This is a genomic window from Saccharopolyspora gloriosae (assembly GCF_022828475.1).
GTDB lineage: Bacteria > Actinomycetota > Actinomycetes > Mycobacteriales > Pseudonocardiaceae > Saccharopolyspora_C > Saccharopolyspora_C gloriosae_A.
In genome coordinates, this window is record NZ_CP059557.1 from 2,074,330 (window position 1) to 2,097,328 (window position 22,999).

Sequence of the window (22,999 nt, forward strand, 5' to 3'; positions counted from 1 at the left end):
CGCTGCGAGTTCGACCGACCGGTCGCGCCGTGGAGATCCCTGCTCGGCAGGATATTCTCGCGATGAACTGCGCAGGGAATCGATGAAGGCGTCGGAATTTGTTCTGTGGTTCGTTCGGATGATTTAGATATACGGATCCCTCCTCGCGGGTAAACCGATCCTTGGGAGTGTTTCCCAGTCATGGTGGCGGGACCACTACCCATCGAAAACTGCCTGGTAGTCGCCCCCATGGTGTTGGGAATAACCGGATGAATCCACCCCCGCAGCAGAGCGCGGCGTCGGGTAACTTGCGCTTATCCGGCCCCCGTATTTCCTTGAGGAGTAGATACGTGTCGACAGATAGAATGAGTGCGACGGGGCGCTCCCGGGTCACTCGCCTCAACACGCTCACCGGGCTGCGTTTTCCCGCCGCTTTCGTGGTGTTTCTCTACCACGCGGCGCTGCTCGGTTTCTTGGGCGTGCCCTGGCTCAGCCCCGAGAACGTGCACGACTACTACCGTTCCGTACACCACGCCGGCGCCCTTGGTGTCAGCTTCTTCTTCGTGCTCAGCGGCTTCGTGCTGACCTGGTCGGCTCGGGACACGGACATCGCGCGGCGCTTCTGGCGCCGCCGGTTCCTCAAGATCGTCCCCAACTACCTGGTGGTCTGGGCGCTGGCCATGGTGGTCTTCGCGGCACCCGTCACCGACATGAAGATCGGGCTGCTCAACCTCTTCATGCTCCAGGTGTACTACCCGGACTTCTCCATCAACTTCGGTGTGAACCCGGCGGGTTGGTCCCTGGCCGTCGAGGCGATCTTCTACCTGTCCTTCCCGCTCCTGCTCCGCCTGATCAAGAAGGTACCGGCCAACCGGATCAATCTCTGGGTCGCGATCGTCGTTCTCGGCATCATCGTTACGCCGTTCCTGTCCACCCATCTCGTCCCGGCCGGTTCCGTGTTCATGCCCATGGAACCCGAGACCTCGGTGAACCAGTACTTCTTCTCGTACATCCTGCCGTTCCCACGGGTCCTGGACTTCGCGCTCGGCATCCTGGTAGCCCGCTCGGTGATGTCGGGGCGCTGGCGCAACATCGGTATGGTCTGGGCTGGCGCACTGCTCATCTCCAGCTATGCGCTCGGCTACTTCGTGCCGTACATCTACTCGTCGCGCGTCGTCTGCATCATCCCGGCCGCCGTCCTCATCGCGGCCGGCGCCATCGCGGACGACGAGGGCCGCTTCACCGTCTTCCGCAACAAGGTGACGGTCTGGCTCGGCGACATCTCCTTCGCCTTCTATCTCGTGCACTTCACCGTGCTGGAAGGTGTATGGATGCTGCTTGGTAGCAAGACGTACACCGCACCACAAGCGGCGGCCATGATGCTGCTCGGCCTCGGCGTGTCGATCCTCGCGTCCTGGGCGCTGTACGCCCTGATCGAGCGTCCCATCACCCGGCGCTGGTCCAACCCGAGAAAGAGGCCGGCGCTTGCCCAGCAGGAGGTGGTTCCCAGGGAGTCCCGGCCGCTCGCCGCCGGGCGGGCCGACGAGGAGCGCTGACCGCCGCGCCGAATAGGTGAGGCGGTCACGCGACGACCGCCTGTCCCATCCGGCTCCGGCCGGTCAGGACAGGCGGTCGCTTCGTCTATTTAGACGACGCGCGACGACGTGTACGCCCGGGGACGCAGCCGCCGTCGTACGACGCTTCAGCCGCCGATGCCCGCGGCCCTCCGTAATAGGCCGGCCGCCGTCGAGAAGTATCCGAAAAGCGCGCCACCGGGCTCTAACGCCGCGGACTCGTCCAGACATCCGAGCCCTACCGGGACGAAGCCCGCGTCGTGTACGAGGCGTTTCGTGATCCGCAGTGCGTCCGCGTCGTCCGCGGCGACCGCCATTCCCCAGAAATGCCGCTGCCGCGTCCCGCGCGGCCACAGGAGCTCGTCCGGGAAGTGGCAGAACGCCCGCGTCACCGAACTGTCCGGCAGCCGCTTCGCCGACCAGCTGCCCTGGGTCAGGCCTGCGTCCAGCTCGGACACGAACAGACCGTCCGCCGAGACCCCGATCGGGCTCGTCGCGTCGATCACTGTCTTCCCGGTCAGGCGGTCGGCTACCTGCTCCAGCAACTCCTCAAGATTCGGACGTGGCACCGAAAGCAACACCACGTCACTTGCGTCCACCGAGTCCGGGTAGGTGGCCGCCCGCGCTCGCTCGCCCGACTCCTCGACGAGGGCGCTGAGCCGGCCCGGAGTCCGGGAACCGAAGGTCACGGTGTGACCGGCGGCCAGCCAATGGCGCCCCAGGGGGAGGCCGATGTTGCCCGCACCGAGGACGGCGATGCGCAGCGGGGTGGAATCGGCCTTGGATTCGAGCATCGTCAGGCTCCTTGGTCGCTGTGATCGATCATGGCGGACAACCGCCGGACACGGATGGCGGCCGTAGGTCTCCCCGCTCCGGTGGCCGCCCCGGTGAATCGCTAGCCGGTCACGATCTCCGGCCACACCAGGGCGGTGGAACCCCAGGCCAAGCCGCCTCCGAAAGCGCTCATCAACACGCGGTCGCCGGGCGTCAGCAGGCCCCCGGAAACGGCGTCGCCGAGCGCCAGCGGGATGGAGGCCGCCGATGTGTTGCCGACGCGGTCGAGGTTGACGACTGTTCGGTCGCGGGCCATGCCGAGCTGGTCGGCGACGGCGTGCAGGATCCGGACGTTCGCCTGGTGGCCGACGAACCAGTCCACCGACTCTGGGGCCCAACCGGCGCGATCGAGCATGGCCTGGGACGAGGCCGCCATGCGTGTCACGGCGTGCCGGAAGACCGGTTTGCCGTCCATGTGGAAGTACGTCTCGGTAGGGCGGGTGCCGGACGCGGCGACCGCACCGGCGGGCTGCCGTGAGCCGCCGGCCGGGACGATGATGAGGTCCTTGAGCGAGCCGTCGCTCCCCAGGTCGTGTCCGAGCAGCGCGCCCGGCTCGGACGGTTCCCCGGTCCGCAGCACAACGGCCCCGGCTCCGTCACCGAAGATCACCGAGGTGGTGCGGTCCTCGGGGTTGAGGATCGTGGAGTAGGTTTCCGCCCCGATGACCAGCACGCGCTCGGCGATCCCGGCGGCGATGGCGCCCGCCGCGGACGCCATCGCGTAGACGAATCCGCTGCACACGGCGGCGATGTCGTACGCGGCGACCGAGTCCAGGCCCAGCCGGTGGGCGACATCGGGAGCGGTCGCCGGGCAGGGGTGATCAGGCGTGGCCGTGGCGATGACGACTAGATCGACATCGCCGGAGCCAGCCGACTTCAGCGCCCGCCCGCCCGCCTCGACTGCCAAATCACCTGTAGCGGTGCCGGGCTCGGCCCAGTGGCGCTGAGTAATGCCCGTGCGTGAGCGGATCCATTCGTCGGAGGTATCCATGGCTCGGGAGAGATCGTTGTTCGTGACGACGCGGGGCGGCACGTATGTTCCGAGCCCGGCGAGGACCGCAGCCCTGCTCATACCGCAACCTCCTTCACCAAGAGTCCTTCTTGCACGAGAAGTCCGTGGGACAGTGCGAATACCAAGGGGGCCTCCCTGATTACCGGTGCCGGATGTCGTGGCCGGGCCCTTCGGAAGGTGCCGCCCCTCCGGCCGGGGGGCGGGGAGCGACGGCACACGTGGCCGAGTACGTGGGGACGGCGCGGACGCGGCGCCATCGCGAAGACGTACCAAGGCGTACGACGATTATCGGGCAGCCGGACACCGCCCTGCCAGACCTTACCGACGCTGTGACTGGCCCCGATGGTGGCGGGAACACCACCTTCCCGGGGCTGGACGAAACTCTATCCGGGGAAACGCTACTTTCAGGCCGGACGCGGACCGGTGACTCCCGGCGGCAGATACATCAGCAGCCGGACGGAGAAGGCGTCGTCGAGATCCATCCCGTACAGCGCGAAGGGGACGGGACCCTTGTCGGGATGGTCCAGCTCGACGGTCGTGGGCACGAACTCCTCGACCTCATGACGGCCCCACATCTCCGCGAAGCACGCGCTGTCGGCAGAGAGCCGGTCGACCATCTGCTCGTATCTCGGATCGTCGGCGAAGTAGGACATCTGGAGGCGGAAGCGGGCGGTCATCTGGCGGGCCACCTCGGGCAGATTGACGTACTGGCGTCCGTGGGATTCCGTGAACAGACCGATCAGGAAGTTCTCGTTGCCGTCCTGACCAAGGTGAAGCATTCTGGCAGCTTGTTCGTTGGCCGCGAGGACGTCCCAGTACCGGTCGATGACGCACGCTGGCCCCGATGCCTGGGCGTCGACCACCCGCTGGAGGACCTCGGTGTCCGACGGGTCCGTACCTGGCGTCGGCAGCGGGGGATTGGCGCCGGCGAGCCGGTAAAGGTGGACGCGCTCGCGCTCGGTGAGGCGTAACGCGCGGCTGGTCGCGTCCAGAATCCCGTCCGAGACGTTGATGGGGCGGCCCTGCTCCAGCCACGCGTACCAGGATGCGCTCACCCCGGCCAAAATCGCGACCTCCTCCCGACGCAGGCCCACCCGGGTGCGACCGTTGGCCGATGCCATTCCGACATCGGCGGGGGAGAGCGCGGCACGGCGGCTGCGCAGAAAGTTCGTGAGCTCATGGCGTCGCTTCTTTTTGCTGCTGATTCGGGAGGTCGCGCTGTCCATGACAACCGAATGTAATTCGACTAGCACCCAATGTCAGTATCGAGAATCACGCTGCAGACTGTTCGCGGAATGGTGTACCGCGCAAGGCGCTCGCTAACGAACGGCGGCCAACCAGTCCCGGAACATCCTGAGCTCAGCGCGTTACCGCCGGGTGAACGGCACCGCCCTCAGTGCCCGCGTCAACTCCCCGAAGAACAGCTCCTTGTGCTCCTTGTGGAAGAAGTGGCCCCCGGGCATGACACGCAGCGAGAAGGGTCCCGCGGCATGGCGGTTCCAGGCTGCCGCGTGAGCGGCGGGAACCAGCGGGTCGTCGCTGCCGTGGAACACGTGGATCGGACAAGGTAGCGGCCGGTGCTCCTTTGCAGGGTACCGGTAGGTGGCGCTGACCAGCAGATCCTGACGGAGTCGGTCCGCCACGGCTCGCATCCGCCGGGGGTTCTCCCGCAACAGCCGGCCGGCTCCGCCCAGGCCCAACAGCAACTCAAGCGCGGCGGTGTCCGACAGGTCCGCGGTCAGGGCTGGTGGGGGCGGCAGATGTGGTGCGCGGTGAGCCCCGATCACGAAGCAGGCGGGCGGTCGACGGCCGGCGGCGAGGCGCCGCTGGGCCACCCCGTAGGCGACCAGCGAACCCATGCTGTGGCCGTAGAAGGCGTAGGGCTCGTCGAGGACTGGAGCAAGCCGTTGTGCCACTTCTCGGACCAAGTCGGCCATCGTGCTGACGGATCCGGAGGGGCCCGGTACGGACACCGAACGCGGGGGCAGGGGCACCGGCACCACTTCGATCTCGCGCCGGAGCCAGCGTCCCCAGCCCGCGAAGGACCAGGCGCTGCCACCCGCATGGTGAAAGCAGAACAGGCGCAGCGGGGCGGTCTCGCCGCGCACTACGACACGCTGGGCCATACCCGCGGTCGCGCGGCTCGCCGTGTCTTCCGTGATGTACCGCGTCGTGTGGACCATGGCCACCAGTCTCCCGCCGACGCCAGAAGGGAGGGAGTGCATGTCCAGGCGGGTGGTGCCACCACCAGTGGTTCCGGTACTGGGTCCATCACACCGGACGGCGATTGTTGCAAATCGCCGTCCGGCTTGACCGCGTTTATTTATCCTGGCGATGTGGATCACGCTGCCTTCGACGATCGGTGGACGCTCGGTGTCGTGGGCCCATTCGGCCCGGCAGTGCCATTTTTGGTGCAACCGGGAGAACAGCGCACCCGGACACTGCCGTACCGGGCGTGTGTCGTGATGTGTTCGCACTCGGGTGCGGGATGCGTGTCGGGATTGAGCAGGGTGAACTTGGGTCCGTGCCGGGGAAGGCGGCCTCGCCGACCAGGGGGCGGAGCTGGTGGTGGGCCGTAGAACACGCGGTTGGAGCGCACCCGTCCGACCAGTTCGACGGGATGGCCGGCCAGCAGCCGGCACAGGCGGGTCAGCTCATATCCGGCATCGAGCACGACCAGCACCGGTAGATCATTCGGGCCGCGCTGCCCGGACCGGTCGAGCCGGTCGAGCAGATCGATGATCTGACCGGCGGTGACCACGGTCGGATCATTGTGCGGGCCGATCCGTACCGCATCCAATGGCGCCGTCCAGGACGGCCGGCCCGTATCCAACGCGGCCGCAATCGAATACGGCCACCCCGGAATGGTCTGCCGCACGCCGCCACACTGGCACGGCCGGTGACAGTGCAAACCGTTCGGGCGAGCACTCGGCGTCCGGGCGCGGCCAGGACGTCACATCGATCGCGATCACCAGCCGACCCGCTCGACGCGGCAGCTCTCGCGCGGCCAGAGCTCTGCACAGCCGCTCGGGCTCCAGTCGACCACACGCCAACCCGTCCTACAGAGCCCCATGGCCACGGCGATGCGGACCCGCCAACGACAGTTCCGGCAACGACGTCACCGGCCCCTCACCGCACAGCACCGCATCGGTGAGTTCGGCCAACACATCCGTCCGCGCGGCCAGACACCCGTACAACTCACGCCGGAAATCCCGCAGTCGCCCTAACGTCCCAGCCTGGATTGGCATATACCACTAATCGCCGCAGTCCTTGCGTTGATCTTCCAAAACGAGTTGACGTGCCCTTCCATTGCATTCAAACTCGTATTGAGTTCCATTCTGGGGCGCATGGAATCAAGAAGAGGGGTCCTATACATGCAGGCAACTGCACTTTCCAGAAAATCCGGACATTTACGGCGGGCGAATCTGCGGCATTTCTTACGGAAGCGCCGGGAGAGGATAACGCCCGAAGAAGTCGGTCTGGTGAACGTCGAGCGACGGCGCACCCCCGGACTGCGCCGGGAGGAGGTCGCGGCGCTCGCCGGTGTCGGAGTGTCCTGGTATACTTGGCTGGAACAGGGCCGGGACATCAATGTCTCCGAAGAAGTCGTGCGCGCCATCAGCAACACCTTGCGGTTGGATGGCTGTGAGCGCCGGTATTTCTTCCGGCTGGCCGGACTCAACCCGCCTCGGCGCACTGGCGGGGAACGCCGGGGCGGAGTGCTCCCGCACGTGCGTGCGCTCGTCGAGGGCTGGTCCTCCAGTCCGGCATACCTCACCGATCGGTACGGGCGTATCGAACTGGCCAACGGGTCCGCCCGCTCGCTGTTCCGTCTCAACGCGAGCGGGGACAACTGCCTGGAGAAGTTCTTCACCGACGCTGACACTCGGGCGAAGTATCCCGACACCGAAATAGTGGCTCGGGGTCTGGTCGCTGACTTCCGGGCACAGTCGGCCCGGTTCCCGGACGATCCGGAATTCGGCAAGATTGCGGAACGGCTGTGCCGGGCGAGTCCGAATTTCGCCGAGTTGTGGAACCAGCACGAGGTCGACGACCCGTATCAGAGCGTGCGTAAATTCGCCCATCCGCGCGCCGGAGTGATGATCTTCGACCGAGTGCTGATGCGAATACCTGAGTGCCCCGATTATTTACTGACCGTTTACATAGCCCGGTCCAGTCCGGCGCCGTTGCGGCCATAAGCACGTGTCTCGTTTGGATCTTGGCCCGCCATCCGGGGTGATCGTCTGTTGTGGTTGATGCGTTGTCGCGGCGGTTGGTTCCTGACGAGTTGTGGGAGCTGGTCGAGCCGTTGATTCCGGAGGTTAAGGACCGCCCGCAGGGTGGTGGCCGGGCGCCGGTGAACCCTCGGATGGTGTTCACGGCGATCGTGTACGTGCTCACCAGCGGGTGCGCGTGGCGGTGGTTGCCACCGTCGTTCGGGGTCAAGGTCCCGACCGCGCACCGGTGGTTCGTACGCTAGACCGAAGCGGGCTTGTGGGCGCGGGTCCATCACGCGGTGCTGGATGAGTTAGGCGGCGAGGGCCTGATCGACTGGTCCCGAGCGGTGGTGGATGCCGCCCACGTGAGGGCCAAAAAAGGGGACCTATGACCGGTCCGAGCCCGGTTAGCCGCGGCAAACCCGGTTCGAAACTTCATGTGCTCTGTGACGCCACCGGATTGCCGATGGCCACCGGGACCTCGGCGGGCAACACGGCTGATGGCGAGGCGATGGTCCCGCTGGTCAACGCGATCCCGCCGATCCGCTCCCGACGCGGGTCACGACGCCGCAAACCCGCCAAGCTGCATGGCGACAAGGCATACAACACCCGCGAACGTCGACGATGGTTACGGGACAAGGGAATCCAACCCCGGCTGGCACGCAAGGACATCGAGCCCAAGGAGCGTCTCGGCCGCCACCGATGGGTCATCGAACGCTCCATGGCCTGGTTCACCGGCTACCGTCGCCTGACCCTGCGCTACGAACGCCGCTCCGACACCTTCGCCTTCCTCGCCCTGGCCGCCGCCCTCGTCTGCTTCAAACGACTCAAAAACACCAAGTGAGACACGCTCTAAGGGCGCGGGCGTTCGCGGGTGTCCACTCTGGGGACGCCTGGGGCATATCCTGGTGGGACGGCGGGCGCCGGTACGGGGCACCGGCGCGCCGCTCCGGAGAACGTCCCGTGATATGGAATGGGCCGCGGCCGGTTTCGCGGATGATGGTGTTGTCACCACTATCATGAGGAGACACTTCCTCCATCCGGGGCCAGATCCCAGGATTGCATCTATGGGACGCGATGGTGGTCAAAGCCTGAATTCGATTTTGGCGTTCCCAGTGACTCACGGAGGAAGATATGGGTAATCCGATCGCCGGTCGCATCGTTGCTGTCCTGAAAGAATTGAACGTGCCGACGGCGGATGTCACGCCGGACACGACTTTCGAGGCCATGGAGATCGACTCGCTCCTGTTGGTGGAACTCGCTCTGCGCCTCCAGAAATCCTTCGGCATCGAGATCGAGACAGGCGAACTCGTCCCCGAGCAGACCATCGCCGAGGCGGCCGCGGTACTCGCGACCAAAGGTGTCGCCGTAGCCTGACGCGCTCCAGGATCCAGTCGGAGCGGTGTCCTAGCCATGCATTCTCGCCATTCTATGTAGCGATCCGTGTGCTGGCATCGCAACGGTTGTGACGCCACACGCATTTCATTCAAAGTTAGCCGAGAGGAATTAAGATGTCTGCCACTCTGCTCGTTCTCAACGAAGTCGGCGTCGCTCCCGGCAAGGCGGACGAGGTGCTGGCCCGCTGGAGTGAACTGAACGACAAGGAATCGCTGGCCGGCCGCGCCCTGTTCCGCAGCGCGGAGGATGACAACATTCTCGAGATCACACCCGTCAAGGACTACGCCAAGCTGGATGCGTTATCGGCCGGCTGGCGGAGGCTGTGGGATGCCGTCTCGGCGGACCTTGTCAGCGACTTCCGTCGCCAGCTCCTGGAGTTCGTCGAGGCGCCCAAGGACACCGCCGACCCGCTGCCCCTGACGCCGTACGTCCAACTGCGCTACATCGAGGTCAAGCCGACAGAGTACACGGCCTACCGCGAGTGGCGCGAGAACACCATCTTCGACGTCGTTCGCCGCGCCGAGCCGGTCACCACGTTCCTGGCGTACCACACGCTGCTCAGTACCCAGCCCGGCGTGATGTTCGTGACGGGTTTCGACTGCGAACCGGAGGAGTACCAGAAGGTCTTCACTTCCGCCGAGTACCAGGACATCGTCCAGCAGGCTGGCGACCGATTCATCGTCGGCGGCGAGAGCGGTCTGTACACCCGCGTCTACAAGCGTGCCGGTGTCTGAGACCGCCACGGCCCCCTGGATTGCGACCCCAGGCGTCACGGAGACGCACGACCTCAGCCTCACCACACAGGGCCCGCTCTACCCGCCGAGCGAAGTGATGGACACCGACGGCAACTTCGTGGTGGTCGGGATGATCAACCGGACCACCCCGGCCGGCACGACCCGGCCCGAGTGGGGTGCGGCTGCCGTCTCCCCCGACAGTCCGCTGCCCGAGTTCGGCACGCTCGCCCCGTACACCGTGGTACGGGAACTGGACCCCGACCCCGAAGGGGCCGACAAGGACCGCGTCCTGTACACGCTTCCGCTGCCCTTGCCGTGCAACAACTACCCCATGGTGTTCGCACCGGAGCAGCTGCCGGAGGCCGACCGGGTCAAGCGGCCCAGCCACGCCTTCCACGAGGTGCCCATTCCGGACCTGCGCCCCCAGGACGGACCCAAGGTCACCGCCCCTGTGACCTTCGGCGCCTGGATGAGCGCGAGCGGCACCCTGGAGGTCGGGGTCACGTCCGACGGCCACTGGGGGACGTTCGGCTTCGACTTCACCCGGCTCGTCCCGAACAGCGTTTACACCGTGATGTCGCTGCGCGCACACGACCTGGACCCTGCTGGGCCGACGCGGCCGGGCCCGCTCGGAGTGCCGAACGTCTTCGTCACCGACGCTGACGGGAACGGCCGGTACCACGCGACCATGCCGAACCCGTTCCCGGACCCCGAGCTGCCCGGGGCCAACCGGATCATCAACGTGGTCGTGCTGTGGATGAGCTACCAGCGCAGCTACGGCGGCGCCATCGGCGAATTCGGCCTCGGCGGCGACATCCACGCCCACCTCAAGCTGCGCGGCGCGTCCTTCCAGAACCTGCGTACCACCGCCCCTCCGCGGTCCTGATTTGCCGTGCACCCCACCGAAGTTCAGAACAGGAGAGACCGATGCCCATCATCTCCGTCACCACCTGGGACGGTCAGGACGACGCCCAGGCACAGGAACTCATGGAGGAGCTGACCCGAACCGTCCGGCGTGTCACAGGAGCCCCCTTGGACAAGATCACCGTCTACATCCAGGAGGTGCCTCGCAACCGCTGGGCGGAGGGCGGTGCCCTGGGCAGCGATCCCAAGTTTCCGCAACTGAGCCGCCGACTCTCAGAGTGAGAGGTGTTCGCCGTGTGCTCCGAGACGCATGAGCCCCCCCGCCACACCGAAGCCGAACCAGACACTCTCTTCCTCGTGGGCGACGTCTTCGGCGAATTCGCCGCACACAAGGGCATTCTGACGGTCTCTCAGCTCGCCGGGCAGATCAGGAAAGGAGTGTTCCCCGGCCGCACCGGCGCGGCCCAGGTGACGCTCGGGCAGGGGGTGTCCGAATTCGAGGTCCAGTTCGTACGTGACACGCTGGCTCGGCACGGCCTCACTGACGTGGTCGTCATCGACGACCAGTTGCTGCGTCACCGCGCCGGGCGGGAGATCGTGCATAAGCACCGGGCTGAGAACGTGCTGATCTCCCTGCCCCGCCCTACCGGCCCCGGCTCGTTCGAGTCGGACCTGCTGGTGGACTCCGGCAACGAGATGATGTCCGACCATCTCACCGGTCAGCACATGCAGGGCATGCTGGTCATGGAGGCTGAGCGGCAGATGTTCATCGCCGTGGCCGAGCAGCATTACCTGGCCCAGACGGCGGTCGGCAACAGTTACTTCGTGATCGACACCTTCGCCACCCGCTACCGTAACTTCCTCTTCCCGCTGCCCGCGATCGTCCGGTGCAAAGTCCTCTCGCGCCGCTCGCCGCACCGCACCCGTACGACGTTCTCCTGCGAACTCGCCGTGCTCCAGAGCGGATCGGAGACAGCGGAGACGGAGGTCCGGTTCACCGCCTTCGACACCCAGGTCTCCCACGCCAAAGAGACCCGGGCGGCCGAACGGTCCCTGCAGAACACCGCGGCGTTCATGGCGGCGAAGGAACCGGCGTCGGCCGAGGTTCGTATCACGTGATCGAGGTTTGTACCGAGGGACAAATGGTGGCCCGGGTGCGCATCGGACCACCGGTCGGCATCAAGAAGGAGCCTCTTATATGTCAGATGTCAGCCGCACGCCGGATGCGGGCCGCCCCTACCTGGTCTTCAGTGACGTCGACGAGACCCTGATCACCGTCAAGAGCATGTTCGACTTCCTCCATTACCAGCTGGTGAGCCGGCATGGGGTGGCTGGGGTGGAGGAGTACGAGCGGATCATGGCGGTGGTCCGCCGCCGTGCCGACGACGGCACCCCCCGTGCGGACATCAACCGCTTCTACTACGGCCACTACGCCGACGAGTCGGTGGAGACGATCGGCAGGCTCGCCGAGGACTGGTTCTCCGAACGCACCGCGTCCGGCCGGGGCTTCTACATCGAGCAGACCAGAGAAGCCCTGACCGCTCACCGCGCAGGCGGTGCGACCGTCGTCCTCGTCTCCGGTTCCTTCCCGCCGCTCCTGGAGCCCCTCGCGCGCGAGGTAGGCGCCGACGCCGTCCTCTGCACCCGCCCGCTCGTCGCCGACGGCCGCTACACCGGAGAGGTCGAGACTCCGGTCATCGGCGCGGGCAAACGTGCCGCCGTACTGGGGAAGCTGGAGTCCCGTCCCGACGTCGACCCACGTGACTGTTGGGCCTACGGCGACCACGTTTCCGACCTGCCGATGTTGGAACTCGTGGGACACCCCGTAGCCGTGGGGGAGGACGAGGAGTTGCGAGAGCGACTGGCCGAACGCGTCAAAGGCGTCAAGGCATGACGGCCGGGCGTCCGTTCTTCGTGCTGCTCGGCCCCGATGGAGCCGGCAAGTCATCGGTGATGCGCCGCCTCGCCGGGCTGCTGCCCGAGTGGCGGCTAGTGTCGACGGACAGCACCTTCGTCGCCCCCGAGCACAGCCTGGTCACCCGGCTCCGCCGCGACCTCCAGGAGCACCTGCTGCCCGGCCTCGGCACCGCCTACTCGGCGGACTTCCTGGCCAGCGTGCTCCAGACGGCCGTAGTGCATCTGAGGGACCAGGTGCACGGGCGGGACCCGCGGGTGCCGCTGCTCGTGGACTCGTACTACTACAAGATCCTCGCGAAGTGCCGGATCGCAGGGGTCCGGGACACCCTGATGTACGACTGGTGGCGTACGTTCCCGCAGCCGGACCGGGTGGTCTACCTCGATGTCTCACCGTCGTCCGCCTGGCGGCGACGTGGCGACGGAGCGAGCCTCAACTCCCTTGAGTACGAAGGCGACGAGGGTGACAAGACCGGATTCGAGCGGTATCAGGAGGATCTGCGCAAGCTGCTGCTGGAAGAAGTGCGCGACCTTCCGGTGACCAAGCTGCCGGAACAGCCCAGCGTCGAACGCGCCGTCGAGCGCGTACGGGAGGTGCTCACCTCATGAACGCCTCCTCCGTATGGCACACCCCCGGCCACGCCGACCGCTACCGCGAGCGCGTGTACGCCGCGCGCGAGCGGCTCACCGCCGAGCACAAGGACATGAGAGGCACCCAGGCACGGGTTCTCGCCGACCTGTTGGCCTTCAATGCCGACACCGAGTTCGGCCGACGGCACGGGTTCGCCCGGATCGCCACGATGGACGACTTCCGTGCCGCCGTCCCGCTGCAGGACTACGCCACCCACGCCCCGCTGATCGAGCGGACCGCCGCCGGCGAACGGGACCTGCTCACGGCCGAGGCGCCCGAGGTCTACTTCACCAGTAGCGGCAGCACCGGAGCACACAAGAAAGTGCCCGTCACTCCGCGTTTCATGAGCACCACCTTCATGCCGTTCTATTTCGCGGCCTGGGCTCCGCTCATCGAGCACTTCCCCGAAGTGCTTGAGCGGCCCGACGCCGTGCTCAACCTCAAGCACGACCCGCTCACCGCCCCGCCCACCACGGCCGACGGCCGCCCCCATGTGGGCGCCAGCCAAGTTGACTTCGGCGCCCGGTTCGGCGAACCCCTCTCCGCCGAACCCGGCACCGGAGCGCCCTGGGCCGTCCTGCCCGTGCCCACGGACCCCGGCGACCACCTCGAACGCGCCTACCTGCGGCTGCGGCTGGCGGTGCAGAGCGATCTGCGGTGCCTGATCGGCATCAACCCCGCGATGATCGCCGCAGTGCCGTACCAGCTGACCCTGTGGTGGCCGCGGATCGTGAAGGAGGTCCGCGACGGAACGCTGGGCGGTCTGCCCCACCAGGCGCCCGACCCCGGGCGGGCGGACCAGCTGGAGCGACTCGCCGAGTACTTCGGAACCGTGCGCCCCTCACATGTGTGGCCCCGGCTGCGCGCACTGTTCTGCTGGACCACCGGCGTCGCCTCGCTCTACCTCCCCGCGCTGCGCGGGGAGTTCGGCAACGATGTCACCGTGCTGCCCGCGCCGGTGGCCGCGTCCGAGGGCCCGACTGGCGTGGCGCTGGACCGGCACGCCTCCGCCGGCAGCCTCGTCACGTCGGCGGCAGTGTACGAGTTCGTGCCCGCCGACCAGGACCTCGCCCCCGGCAGCGCGACCCTTCTACCGCACGAGATCGAGACCGGCCGGGACTATCACGTGGTCTTCAGCCACGTCGGCGGGCTCTACCGGTACGCCGTCGGCGACGTGGTCCGGGTAGTCGACCGGGTCGGCGGGGTGCCTCGCGTGGAGTACGCGGGCCGCGGGGTGCGCTTCGACGCGGCAGGAGAGCGGCTGCGGGACGCCCAGGTCGTACGGGCCCTGCACACCGCTCTGGGCTCCGGCGGACTCGGCCTGCGCAACGTGTCGTGCCGGGTCGAGCCGGACACCGACGACACCCGTCGGTACGTCTTCGCGATCGCGCCCGGCAGCCCCTGGAATCAGCAGGAGACCACTCGCTTCACCGCCGATCTGGACCGCGCCCTTGCCACCGAGTCCGCCGAGTACAGCCATGCCCGGGGCGCCGGCCGGCTGGGGAGGCCGGCGGTTTGGTTGCTGGACCGCGAGGCGTTCGCCCGCGACTGGCACACGGCAGTCGGCACGGGAATTCGGCCGACCCAGGTGAAGGACCGGCTGTTCCGGCAGGACGACGCACTGTGGCGGCGGCTGACCGGCACGGCGGACGGCTGACGCCGACATGCTGCTCCCGCGGGCGTCCGGAGCACCTCTGGCCGCCCCCGCAAGAACCTTTCCGACCTGTACGACCCCGTACAACTCCCAGCAAGCACAAGAGGAGAGACCTCTCTATGACGACTCCGCAGGGCCCTTCGGCGGCCGCGCCGGAGACCGCGGCCGGTGGCTCGGCAGAGCCGGCGCCGACTTCCGCCCGACCTGACGCTGATGAGGCCCAGGTGGTTTCGCCGGCCCGGGCCTGGACCGCGGTCGTCGCGCTGGCCTTCGGCGTGTTCTCGTTTGTCACCACTGAACTGGTACCGGTCGGGCTGCTGCCGTCCATCGCCGGGGGAGTGGACGTTTCGGTCGGCACCGCCGGCTTCCTGGTCACCGGTTTCGGCCTGCTCGCCGCGGTGACCGCGGCGCCGCTGACCATCCTTTGCGGCAGCATCGACCGCAAGGTGCTGATGGCAGGGCTGCTGGTGCTCTACATCGTCGGCAACGTCCTGGCCTCGGTGGCCGGGAGCTACGCGGTGCTGCTCCTGGCTCGGCTGGTGGTGGCGCTGGCGCACGGCGTCTTCTGGTCCATCGCGGCGGCCATCGCGGTGCGCTTGGTGCCGTCCCAGCACGCAGTGCGCGCCACTTCCATCGTGCTGTCCGGTATCTCGCTCGCCGCGGTGCTCGGGGTACCGCTGGGCACCATGCTGGGCCAGCATGCGGGCTGGCACACGGCATTCCTGGCCGTTTCCGCGGTCGGATTCCTGGTGCTGGTGGCGCTGATGCTCACGATGCCCCAGCTGCCCGCGCAGGGGCACGGCAGGCTGGGCACGCTGTTCCGGGTACTGCGTAACGGCCAACTGCGCACCGCCGTCACCGTCACCGGACTGGTGATGGTCGGCCACTTCCTGGCATTCACCTACATCACGCCGTTCCTGGAGCGGGTCACCGGCATTGCCTCCGGTACCGTCGCAGTGCTGCTATTGATCTTCGGAGCGGCCGGGATCGTCGGCAACTTCCTCGGTGGCGCCCTGGTCAACCGCACGGTGCACGGTGCATTGTTGGGAGCCCTCGGCGTGATGATCGCGGTCATGGCACTGCTCTGGGCGTTCGGCGGCTTCCCCGGAGCGGCAGTGACGCTGGTACTGCTCTGGGGGCTGGCCTACGCTGCGGTCCCGGTCGGATTGCAGACCTGGATACTGCAGTTGGCCAAGGAGGAGTCGGACGCCGCCTCCTCGCTCTACGTGGCCGCCTTCAACGGGGCCATCGCCGTGGGTTCGCTGCTCGGCGGGCTGATCGTGGACACCCCGGGGGGCCCGCGCACCCTCACCGGCATCGCCACTGTGCTGGTGGCCGGTGCGCTGGGGGTGCTGCTGCTCTCCGGCCGCAATCGGGAACGGGCGGGAGCGGAATGACGTCTCCGGCGCCTCGGACCGCCGCAGCAGCACCCGCAAATATCCCAACCGCACATCGACGTCCGGTCTGAAGCCCTGACAGACGTTTGGCGCGAGGTCTGGTCCGAGGCCCGGATCAGACCGGATCAGAGGAGTACATCAGTGGATCAGCGCACACTCGGCTCGGGCGGCCTCCGCGTCTCGGCGGTCGGCCTGGGCTGCATGGGGATGTCCGCCTTCTACGGCCCCCGGGACGAGGAGACCTCCCTCGCCACCCTGCACCACGCCCTCGACCTGGGCGTCACCTTCTTCGACACCTCGGACGCCTACGGCTCCGGACACAACGAGGAACTCCTCGCCCGCGTGCTGGGCGCCCGGCGCTCCGAGGCCGTGGTGGCCACCAAGTTCGGCATCCGCTCGGTCGGCCCCGGCGGCACTGCCGGAGGCGCGGTGATCGATTCCACCCCGGAGTACGCCCGACAGGCCTGCGACGCCTCGCTGTCCCGGCTCGGCGCCGACCACATCGACCTCTACTACCTGCACCGCCGCAACCCCGAGGTCCCGATCGAGGACACTGTGGGCGCGATGGCGGAACTGGTGCAGGCAGGGAAGGTCCGCCACCTCGGGCTGTCCGAGGTCAACGCCGACACCCTGCGCCGTGCGCACACGGTGCATCCCATTGCCGCACTGCAGAGCGAGTACTCGCTGTGGGAACGCGGCCTGGAGGAGTCGGTGCTGCCCGCGGCCCGCGAACTCGGTATCGGCGTCGTCCCGTACGCACCGGTCGGCCGTGGATTCCTGACCGGTGCCCTGACCGACCTGGACGATCTGGCAGAGGACGACTACCGGCGGAGCGACCCACGGTTCCAGGGCGAGAACCTGAAGCGGAACCTGGTGCTGGTGGAGCGGGTCCGGGAGGTGGCGGCCGGGATCGGCTGCACCCCCGTCCAACTGGCCCTGGCCTGGCTGCTGGCCCAGGACGGGGACCTGGTCCCGATTCCCGGGACCAAGCGCCAGGCCTACCTCGAGGAGAACGTGGCAGCCGCCGGTGTCGCGCTCACCGCTGGGCAGTTGCGCGAACTGGGCAGCGCGCTGGCGGGCACCGAGGTGTCCGGAGCGCGCTACGCGGAGACGGCCATGCGCCTTCTGAACACCTGACGCATTGGCCCCGATTTGCCGAACACTGCCCCCACAGGGGCCGACCCGGGGGGCGGGGCCCCTGCCCCGAGAGAGATGAGTAGAGGCAATCAACACATGCCGACTTCGGCGAGCGGCACGGAGAAACGGACCAGCGGCAACACTGGCATCGCGCTCCGTGCCGACTCAACAGGCACCCCCACGGATCACCACCCATCGCGATGTACCGATCTGTACCCCGTGCGGAACCGACGAAGCCGTACACGATGCGGCAGGAAGACCGCCCGTCCCCTTTGACGCTGGACCCTCCGGGCCAACTGACACCGCCCGGCGCCCATTTCGCACCGGGAACAACAGTGGGGCGTGCCCAAAGGGCACGCCCCACCTGTGCATCATCAGCGCGGCGAAGCGCCCCTACCGGGGGTGCAGCGAGAGGGAGCCCAGCGCCAGAGTCATCGTGGCGACGAAGGCGCCGGCTCCGGCGGTCACGGCACCCAGGTGGCGCTCCTTTGCCACACAGACGAGGAACGGTGCGGCGATAGCGACGACGAGGGAGAAGAGTACGGCGATGACGAAAAGCATCAGTCCCGAAGTTCGCCTGCATGCTAGGCAGCCTCAGCCCGACCACCTGACAACAGTGGTCACCAGCTGAGGATTTGCCGACGTTTCAGATCCGTACGGAGCCGCCCCGCGCCTCTCTCGGCTACCTCGTGAGAGGAAGTCCCATGTGGCCGACCCGGCCGTGGTCGTCCAACTCGGTTGCCACCGACCACAGCAGTCTGAGACTTAGATTCGTGCACTGAGCGCACTGGTCCATTCGAGCGGGGCATGGAGCCGACACGATCGGTGATCTGCGACTGAGTGAAGGTGCCCCAGTGTCGCAAATGGGCGAATTGACAAGGCTCGTGTTCAAGCTGTGCGGCAAACCGCCTGGTGGGAGGCGGCGTATGGGAGGAAATTGGGAGGCGCTAAGTGCACTGAACCGCGCTGAACGGGTGGGGGTGTCTCTGAGCTGCACCGCCACCTGCTGAAGTTACTTCTGTGCAGGTCAGGGCGATGTCGACAGCTACCTTGACACGGTAGAGGTCACTCGAGGTCATTGGCCGACAGAGCGGTGGTCTGCGAGCCGACGCGTTCGGCCGTGATCCTAAAAGGCGATGCGTGATGTTCTCCCGAGAATCGGCTTGGTTTTTGTGTTGCCCGGGTTGCGTGTTGGTTTTCGTGATGGCGGCCGACGGGAACCACCCCGGGGTGCGCGGGTCGACTGATCGACGAACAGCTTCAGCCCCTCCATGGCCGATCCATCCCCGCGTGCGCGGGGCCGACCGTCCGGCGGCGCCGGGCGCGCTCGGTCGACCGGATCCATCCCCGCGTGCGCGGGGCCGACACTTCTTGACCTGGTGGTTTATCTCGAGAAGGTCTGGTTTTCATTCACTCCGGATCGCGGGCCGGCGTGGAGCTTGGTCGTCGGGTTCTTGGGCTCTCGGTTCGCAGTGCGGCGGCGTAGGCGGGTGTGGGCGTTGTTGTGAAGATCACCTGACTGGGTGGCCAGGGAATCCTCCCACTGCGCGACCCCATTTCGCGGGCGCGGACGAAATCCTCCCAAAAATCGGCACAGCCGGTCCGGGGAGATCCACTACGAGATCGACACCGCAACATCAAAAAGCCCGCTGACCTGCACTTTCGTGCTAGATCAGCGGGCTTTCGTGACCGTCGGGACGGCGGGATTCGAACCCACGACCCCTTGACCCCCAGTAGTGGGGTGGATCTCAAGGCATGAGTTTGTGTTCAGTGCCAGGCGCGTGCGCACGGCGCGGTATGGGGCGACCTGGCAGAAGATACCCGGCGAAGGGCTTCGATCACCTGGCTACCTCATGCCGGTTCGGATGCATTTGTGTGGACGCCAGTTAGACGGGGGTGGGTAGCGTGGTTGTTTGGTAGCGACTTCGAAGGTCGCGAGTCAGCTTGCGCGCAGGTTCAGCGCCGATGCGAAGTTCGCGTCGGAGGACCTCGGCGGAGATCGGTCACTGGTGTTTCGCCCAGTGCTCGGTGTCCAAACGGCAGGCCGCAGCCAGGAGCGGGCCCCCTGCATCTTCGGTCTCTGAGAGTACGGCGACGGTGTCGTCGTCGTTGTGATCAGTAGGGCCGTTCTCGTGAGAAGGGCGCGTTGGTTCCACTGCTGATTGTGATTCAGCATCGAGGGACTGGTCATGCTGAGGGTGCTCGGAGATCTCATAAATCGCCTGCAGCAAGTTGGGGCCGACCTCTGCCCACCCGATTAGCAACAGTGGTCCGACTGCGTCGAAGGCGGCTTTGCCGAACTGGCCAGCGCACACTGGTTCGGCCACGTTTAGGGCCAGAGTGACAATGCTGGCAAACATCAACAAACGTTGGGCGGGACGCAGTTGGTCCGGGGTTGCTCCGTGGAGGGCCAAGTGCCGGGTACCGACCAGCAAGCCAAGAACGGACAGATCGACGGCGGGCGCAACCAGTGGTGCCACGTACGGCGGCACTCCGAGCCTCAGGCCCAGGCCAAGGACGTTGCCGAATCCGAACAGGAATGTCAGTGCGACGACAGTTCCAATGATCACTGTCAACGAACGCAGGACAGTGTCGCGGGTGGTGGTCATCCCAGGTCACCAGCCTGGGCGCGCCGCCGACGAGCGATGGTGAACCGTGCCGATAGTCGCAGCTCACGGCCGGAACAGCGCTGTGACGATGCTGTACGTGCCCCCGGCCCGCAACGAGATCCTGCTGTACTTCGGGGAGCTCTGCGAGCAGCGCCGCCGCAACCCAAGCGAGGACGTGATCAGCGTGCTGGCCACTAGCCGCATCGATGGCGAGCTGCTCTCCGACGACGACATCGTCCTCAACTGCTACAGCCTGATCATTGGCGGCGACGAGACCAGCCGGCTGTCGATGATCGACGCGGTGCACACACTCGCCAACGAGGACGACCAGTGGGCGTGTTTGAAGGGCCGGCAGGTCGACGTGGACACGGCCGTCGAGGAGGTGCTGCGGTGGGCGAGTCCCACCATGCACTTCGGCCGCCGCGCGGTGCGCGACGTCGAGCTGCACGGCCGCATGATCCGCGCGGACGACATCGTCACGTTGTGGCACAGCTCGGCGAACCGGGACGAGCGGGTATTCGCTGAGCCCAACACGTTCGACTTGGCCCGAGCACCCAACAAGCATCTGGCCTTCGGTCACGGCCCGCACTACTGCCTGGGCGCGTACCTGGCCAAAGTGGAGGTAGCCGAAATGCTGTCTGCACTGCGCGATTTCGCTACCGGTTTCGACATCGCCGGTCCGATCCAGCGGATCCACTCCAACTTCCTGACCGGCATCAGTAGCCTTCCGGTCCGGTTGATGCCGGATACCGCAGGGCTGGCGCAGCACCGTGCGGCACAGCCGACGGGATCCGACCGATGAACCGCTCCGCGCTGATCCACCGGCACAGCGCAAAGAAGATCGGAAATCTCACCCGATCCCAGTGTGCGGTGCTGAAACGAGAACACAAGAACCCCCGTCGTTGTGGTCGCAGTTTCCTCTTTTGGGGGATTTTTCCGTGGAACTATTTCGATTATTGAGGTGATTGCGTTGCGCGTAGGATTTGTTAATATGCCTTTTGCTGACTGGAATCGGCCATCGTTTGCGTTGAGTCAACTTGCCACGCTGCTGAACCAGCGCTTCGATGATGCGGTTTCGGCGGATGTCCACTATCTCAACCAGGACATCGCGCAGTATATCGGCGCACCACTCTATGAGTCGATCTCCGTCTCCGCCGACCATGTGAACACCGGTCTCGGCGACTGGTTGTTCCGTCAGATCGCCTTTCCGGACGCGTCGGACAACGCGGCGGAGTATTTCCGGCGGTTCTACCGCGGACAGCGCTGGACGGCGTTCCGAGAGCGGATCCTCGAACTTCGTTCAGGACTGCGCCAATTCCTCACAGACCTGCTGGATTGCCACCACGTCTTCGATGCTGATGTCGTCGGCTTCAGTTCGATGTTTGCCCAGCACGTGCCCTGTCTGGCCGCCGCTCGGCTGATCAAGGACCACAACCCGAACGCGATCGTGGTGATTGGCGGCGCCAACTGCGAAGCCCCGATGGGCTCCGTCATCGCCGAACACGTGCCCGCCGTGGACTTCGTGTTTTCCGGTCCTGCGCTGGACACGTTCACCGAGTTCATGCGGCACGTGCTGGATGGGCGACCGGAGGCCGCCGACGCCATCCCAGGCGTGGTGTCCCGGCGCAACTGCCATGACCCCAAATTCGCCGCCGCGGTCGGGCGGGATCACGACATCAACGACCTGATTCGGCCCGACTATGCGAGTTTTCTGAACGCGTTGGACGACCACCCGGACCTGCGCCGCACCGGTTCGAGCGAGCCCATGCTCTTCTTCGAGACGTCTAGGGGATGCTGGTGGGGCGAACGCTCGCACTGCACGTTCTGCGGTCTCAACGGACAGAGCATGGGCTATCGAGCGATGGCGCCAGAGGCAGCCATCGACCAGTTCAAATGGCTTTTCGGTTTCGCGTCGGATTATCCAAAGTTGTTCTGTACCGACAACGTAATGCCTCGGCACTACCCGAAAGAAGTGTTCGCGGCCCTCGACCCGCCGCCGGGGACGTCGATCTTCTACGAGGTGAAGTTGCCGTTAAGCCGCAAGGACCTGGCCCGGATGGCGTCGGGAGCGGTGACTGCGGTCCAGCCAGGCATCGAAGCGCTGGCCACCTCCACGCTGAAACTGATGCGCAAGGGAACCACTGCATTCCAGAACCTCCAGTTCCTCAAGAGTTGCGTGGAGTTCGGCATCAACCCAGATTGGAATCTCCTGATCGGCTTCCCCGGCGAGGAGGAGTCGGTCTATCAGACCTACGAACGGATCATTCCGCTGTTGACCCACCTGTCCCCACCCAGCGCGGTATATACCGTGCGGTTCGACAGGTTCAGCCCTTACTTCACGATGCGGGACGACTACGGACTCGATCTCCGCCCTATGGACTACTACGCGCTGACCTACCCGTTCGATACTGCGGCGCTGGCTCAGCTCGCCTACTTCTTCGCTGACCATAGCTTCGCCCCGTACATGAGGCAGTCGATCGCCTGGTACGACAGGTTGCGTGCGCTGGTGGATAACTGGCGGGACGCGCGGTTGGGCGACGGCGCGACACCGCGTGAGTTGCGCCTGATCGGGTCGTCCGAGATGGGCTGGTCGATCCGTGATTCGCGCGACGGCACAACAGCCGATCATCCTGTGGAGGAGCCGACCGTCCGGCTGCTGCACCAACTGTCATCGCCGCGTCGCCGCACGATGTTGTCCGACGATGCCGACGCGGCCGCACGACTCGACTGGATGACCGAACGCGGTTTTCTCTTTGAGGAGGATGGTCGTGTGCTCAGTCTCGTCCTTGTCGACGCCAACGATTCCGTCGACAACGAGTCCGACGACCCTCCGGCCGCTGGGCAACGCCTCCTGCTGCCGCTGCTTGGGGAAGTGGACCGGTAAGCAGGACAGGCCAGAGACGTCGAGGGGTGCTTCTTAACGTGACGGAGTGCACTCGATGGGCCTGCTTGAACTGCGCTCCTGCTGCACGATTACGGCGCACTGCTGTTCTGGGCAACGTCATGGACGGCTTCGACGCGTAGGTGCGCTGATTGCTGTAAACA

General features: G+C 66.3%; 20 protein-coding genes and 1 pseudogene. 15 read left to right on the top strand and 6 right to left on the bottom strand.

The features are described from left to right. Positions 1-329: 329 nt before the first annotated feature. On the top strand, positions 330-1,535 hold the full coding sequence (locus tag H2Q94_RS08745) for an acyltransferase family protein (protein ID WP_243793856.1): 1,206 nt from the start codon (positions 330-332) through the stop codon (positions 1,533-1,535). Between the two features lie 146 nt (positions 1,536-1,681). On the opposite strand, the gene H2Q94_RS08750 is transcribed toward H2Q94_RS08745, so the two are convergent. The 5 genes from H2Q94_RS08750 to H2Q94_RS08770 all read right to left on the bottom strand — a co-directional run bounded on the left by H2Q94_RS08750 (position 1,682) and on the right by H2Q94_RS08770 (position 6,277). Next, the gene (locus tag H2Q94_RS08750) at positions 1,682-2,347 is read right to left on the bottom strand and encodes an NADPH-dependent F420 reductase (RefSeq protein ID WP_243793857.1); all 666 of its coding nucleotides are present in this window, start codon (positions 2,345-2,347) and stop codon (positions 1,682-1,684) included. A 101-nt stretch (positions 2,348-2,448) separates the two neighbouring features. Further along, complete coding sequence (locus tag H2Q94_RS08755; RefSeq protein WP_243793858.1) at positions 2,449-3,459, bottom strand: beta-ketoacyl-ACP synthase III; 1,011 nt, start codon at positions 3,457-3,459, stop codon at positions 2,449-2,451. Positions 3,460-3,803: 344 nt separating this feature from the next. Then, positions 3,804-4,625, bottom strand: coding sequence for a helix-turn-helix transcriptional regulator (locus tag H2Q94_RS08760; RefSeq protein ID WP_243793859.1), 822 nt, complete (start codon positions 4,623-4,625; stop codon positions 3,804-3,806). Positions 4,626-4,766: 141 nt separating this feature from the next. After that, on the bottom strand, positions 4,767-5,582 hold the full coding sequence (locus tag H2Q94_RS08765; protein ID WP_243793860.1) for a thioesterase II family protein: 816 nt from the start codon (positions 5,580-5,582) through the stop codon (positions 4,767-4,769). 158 nt (positions 5,583-5,740) lie between these two features. Further along, positions 5,741-6,277 (bottom strand): transposase, encoded by a 537-nt coding sequence (locus H2Q94_RS08770; protein WP_243793861.1) that lies wholly within the window; start codon positions 6,275-6,277, stop codon positions 5,741-5,743. Between the two features lie 496 nt (positions 6,278-6,773). Here H2Q94_RS08770 and H2Q94_RS08775 point away from each other — a divergent pair, with 496 nt between their 5' ends. The 12 genes and pseudogenes from H2Q94_RS08775 (at position 6,774) to H2Q94_RS08830 (ending at position 17,345) form a co-directional block, all read left to right on the top strand. Further along, positions 6,774-7,598 (top strand): helix-turn-helix transcriptional regulator, encoded by an 825-nt coding sequence (locus tag H2Q94_RS08775; protein WP_243793862.1) that lies wholly within the window; start codon positions 6,774-6,776, stop codon positions 7,596-7,598. A 50-nt stretch (positions 7,599-7,648) separates the two neighbouring features. After that, positions 7,649-8,460 (top strand): annotated as a pseudogene (locus H2Q94_RS08780) (IS5 family transposase). A 290-nt stretch (positions 8,461-8,750) separates the two neighbouring features. Next, on the top strand, positions 8,751-8,993 hold the full coding sequence (locus tag H2Q94_RS08785) for an acyl carrier protein (protein WP_243793863.1): 243 nt from the start codon (positions 8,751-8,753) through the stop codon (positions 8,991-8,993). Positions 8,994-9,127: 134 nt separating this feature from the next. Beyond that, positions 9,128-9,748 carry a hypothetical protein gene (locus tag H2Q94_RS08790; RefSeq protein ID WP_243793864.1) on the top strand — a complete coding sequence of 207 codons (621 nt, stop codon included), beginning with the start codon at positions 9,128-9,130 and terminating at the stop codon, positions 9,746-9,748. Continuing rightward, positions 9,741-10,634, top strand: a complete 894-nt coding sequence (locus H2Q94_RS08795; RefSeq protein ID WP_243793865.1) for a hypothetical protein — start codon at positions 9,741-9,743, stop codon at positions 10,632-10,634. Before H2Q94_RS08790 ends, H2Q94_RS08795 begins: the two co-directional genes overlap by 8 nt. 41 nt (positions 10,635-10,675) lie before the next feature. Next, entirely contained in the window at positions 10,676-10,894 is a 219-nt protein-coding gene (locus tag H2Q94_RS08800; RefSeq protein WP_243793866.1) for a tautomerase family protein, read from the top strand. A gap of 75 nt (positions 10,895-10,969) precedes the next feature. Next, entirely contained in the window at positions 10,970-11,731 is a 762-nt protein-coding gene (locus H2Q94_RS08805; RefSeq protein ID WP_243793867.1) for an AfsA-related hotdog domain-containing protein, read from the top strand. Positions 11,732-11,810: 79 nt separating this feature from the next. Continuing rightward, positions 11,811-12,506, top strand: a complete 696-nt coding sequence (locus H2Q94_RS08810; protein WP_243793868.1) for an HAD family hydrolase — start codon at positions 11,811-11,813, stop codon at positions 12,504-12,506. Beyond that, complete coding sequence (locus H2Q94_RS08815; protein WP_243793869.1) at positions 12,503-13,135, top strand: hypothetical protein; 633 nt, start codon at positions 12,503-12,505, stop codon at positions 13,133-13,135. The genes H2Q94_RS08810 and H2Q94_RS08815 overlap by 4 nt, the downstream gene beginning before the upstream one ends. Beyond that, the gene (locus H2Q94_RS08820; protein WP_243793870.1) at positions 13,132-14,814 is read left to right on the top strand and encodes a GH3 family acyl-acid amido synthetase; all 1,683 of its coding nucleotides are present in this window, start codon (positions 13,132-13,134) and stop codon (positions 14,812-14,814) included. The genes H2Q94_RS08815 and H2Q94_RS08820 overlap by 4 nt, the downstream gene beginning before the upstream one ends. Before the next feature lie 221 nt (positions 14,815-15,035). Further along, complete coding sequence (locus H2Q94_RS08825) at positions 15,036-16,208, top strand: MFS transporter (protein ID WP_243793871.1); 1,173 nt, start codon at positions 15,036-15,038, stop codon at positions 16,206-16,208. 141 nt (positions 16,209-16,349) lie between these two features. Further along, on the top strand, positions 16,350-17,345 hold the full coding sequence (locus tag H2Q94_RS08830) for an aldo/keto reductase (RefSeq protein WP_258718672.1): 996 nt from the start codon (positions 16,350-16,352) through the stop codon (positions 17,343-17,345). 2,003 nt (positions 17,346-19,348) lie between these two features. Here the strand turns inward: H2Q94_RS08830 and H2Q94_RS08835 are convergent. Further along, positions 19,349-19,954: a hypothetical protein gene (locus tag H2Q94_RS08835; RefSeq protein ID WP_243793872.1), complete on the bottom strand. Its 606-nt coding sequence runs from the start codon at positions 19,952-19,954 to the stop codon at positions 19,349-19,351. A gap of 88 nt (positions 19,955-20,042) precedes the next feature. On the opposite strand from H2Q94_RS08835, the gene H2Q94_RS08840 reads away from it, so the two are divergent. Beyond that, positions 20,043-20,756, top strand: a complete 714-nt coding sequence (locus H2Q94_RS08840; RefSeq protein ID WP_243793873.1) for a cytochrome P450 — start codon at positions 20,043-20,045, stop codon at positions 20,754-20,756. Positions 20,757-20,945: 189 nt separating this feature from the next. Next, positions 20,946-22,838, top strand: coding sequence for a RiPP maturation radical SAM C-methyltransferase (locus H2Q94_RS08845; protein ID WP_243793874.1), 1,893 nt, complete (start codon positions 20,946-20,948; stop codon positions 22,836-22,838). Positions 22,839-22,999 lie beyond the last annotated feature (161 nt).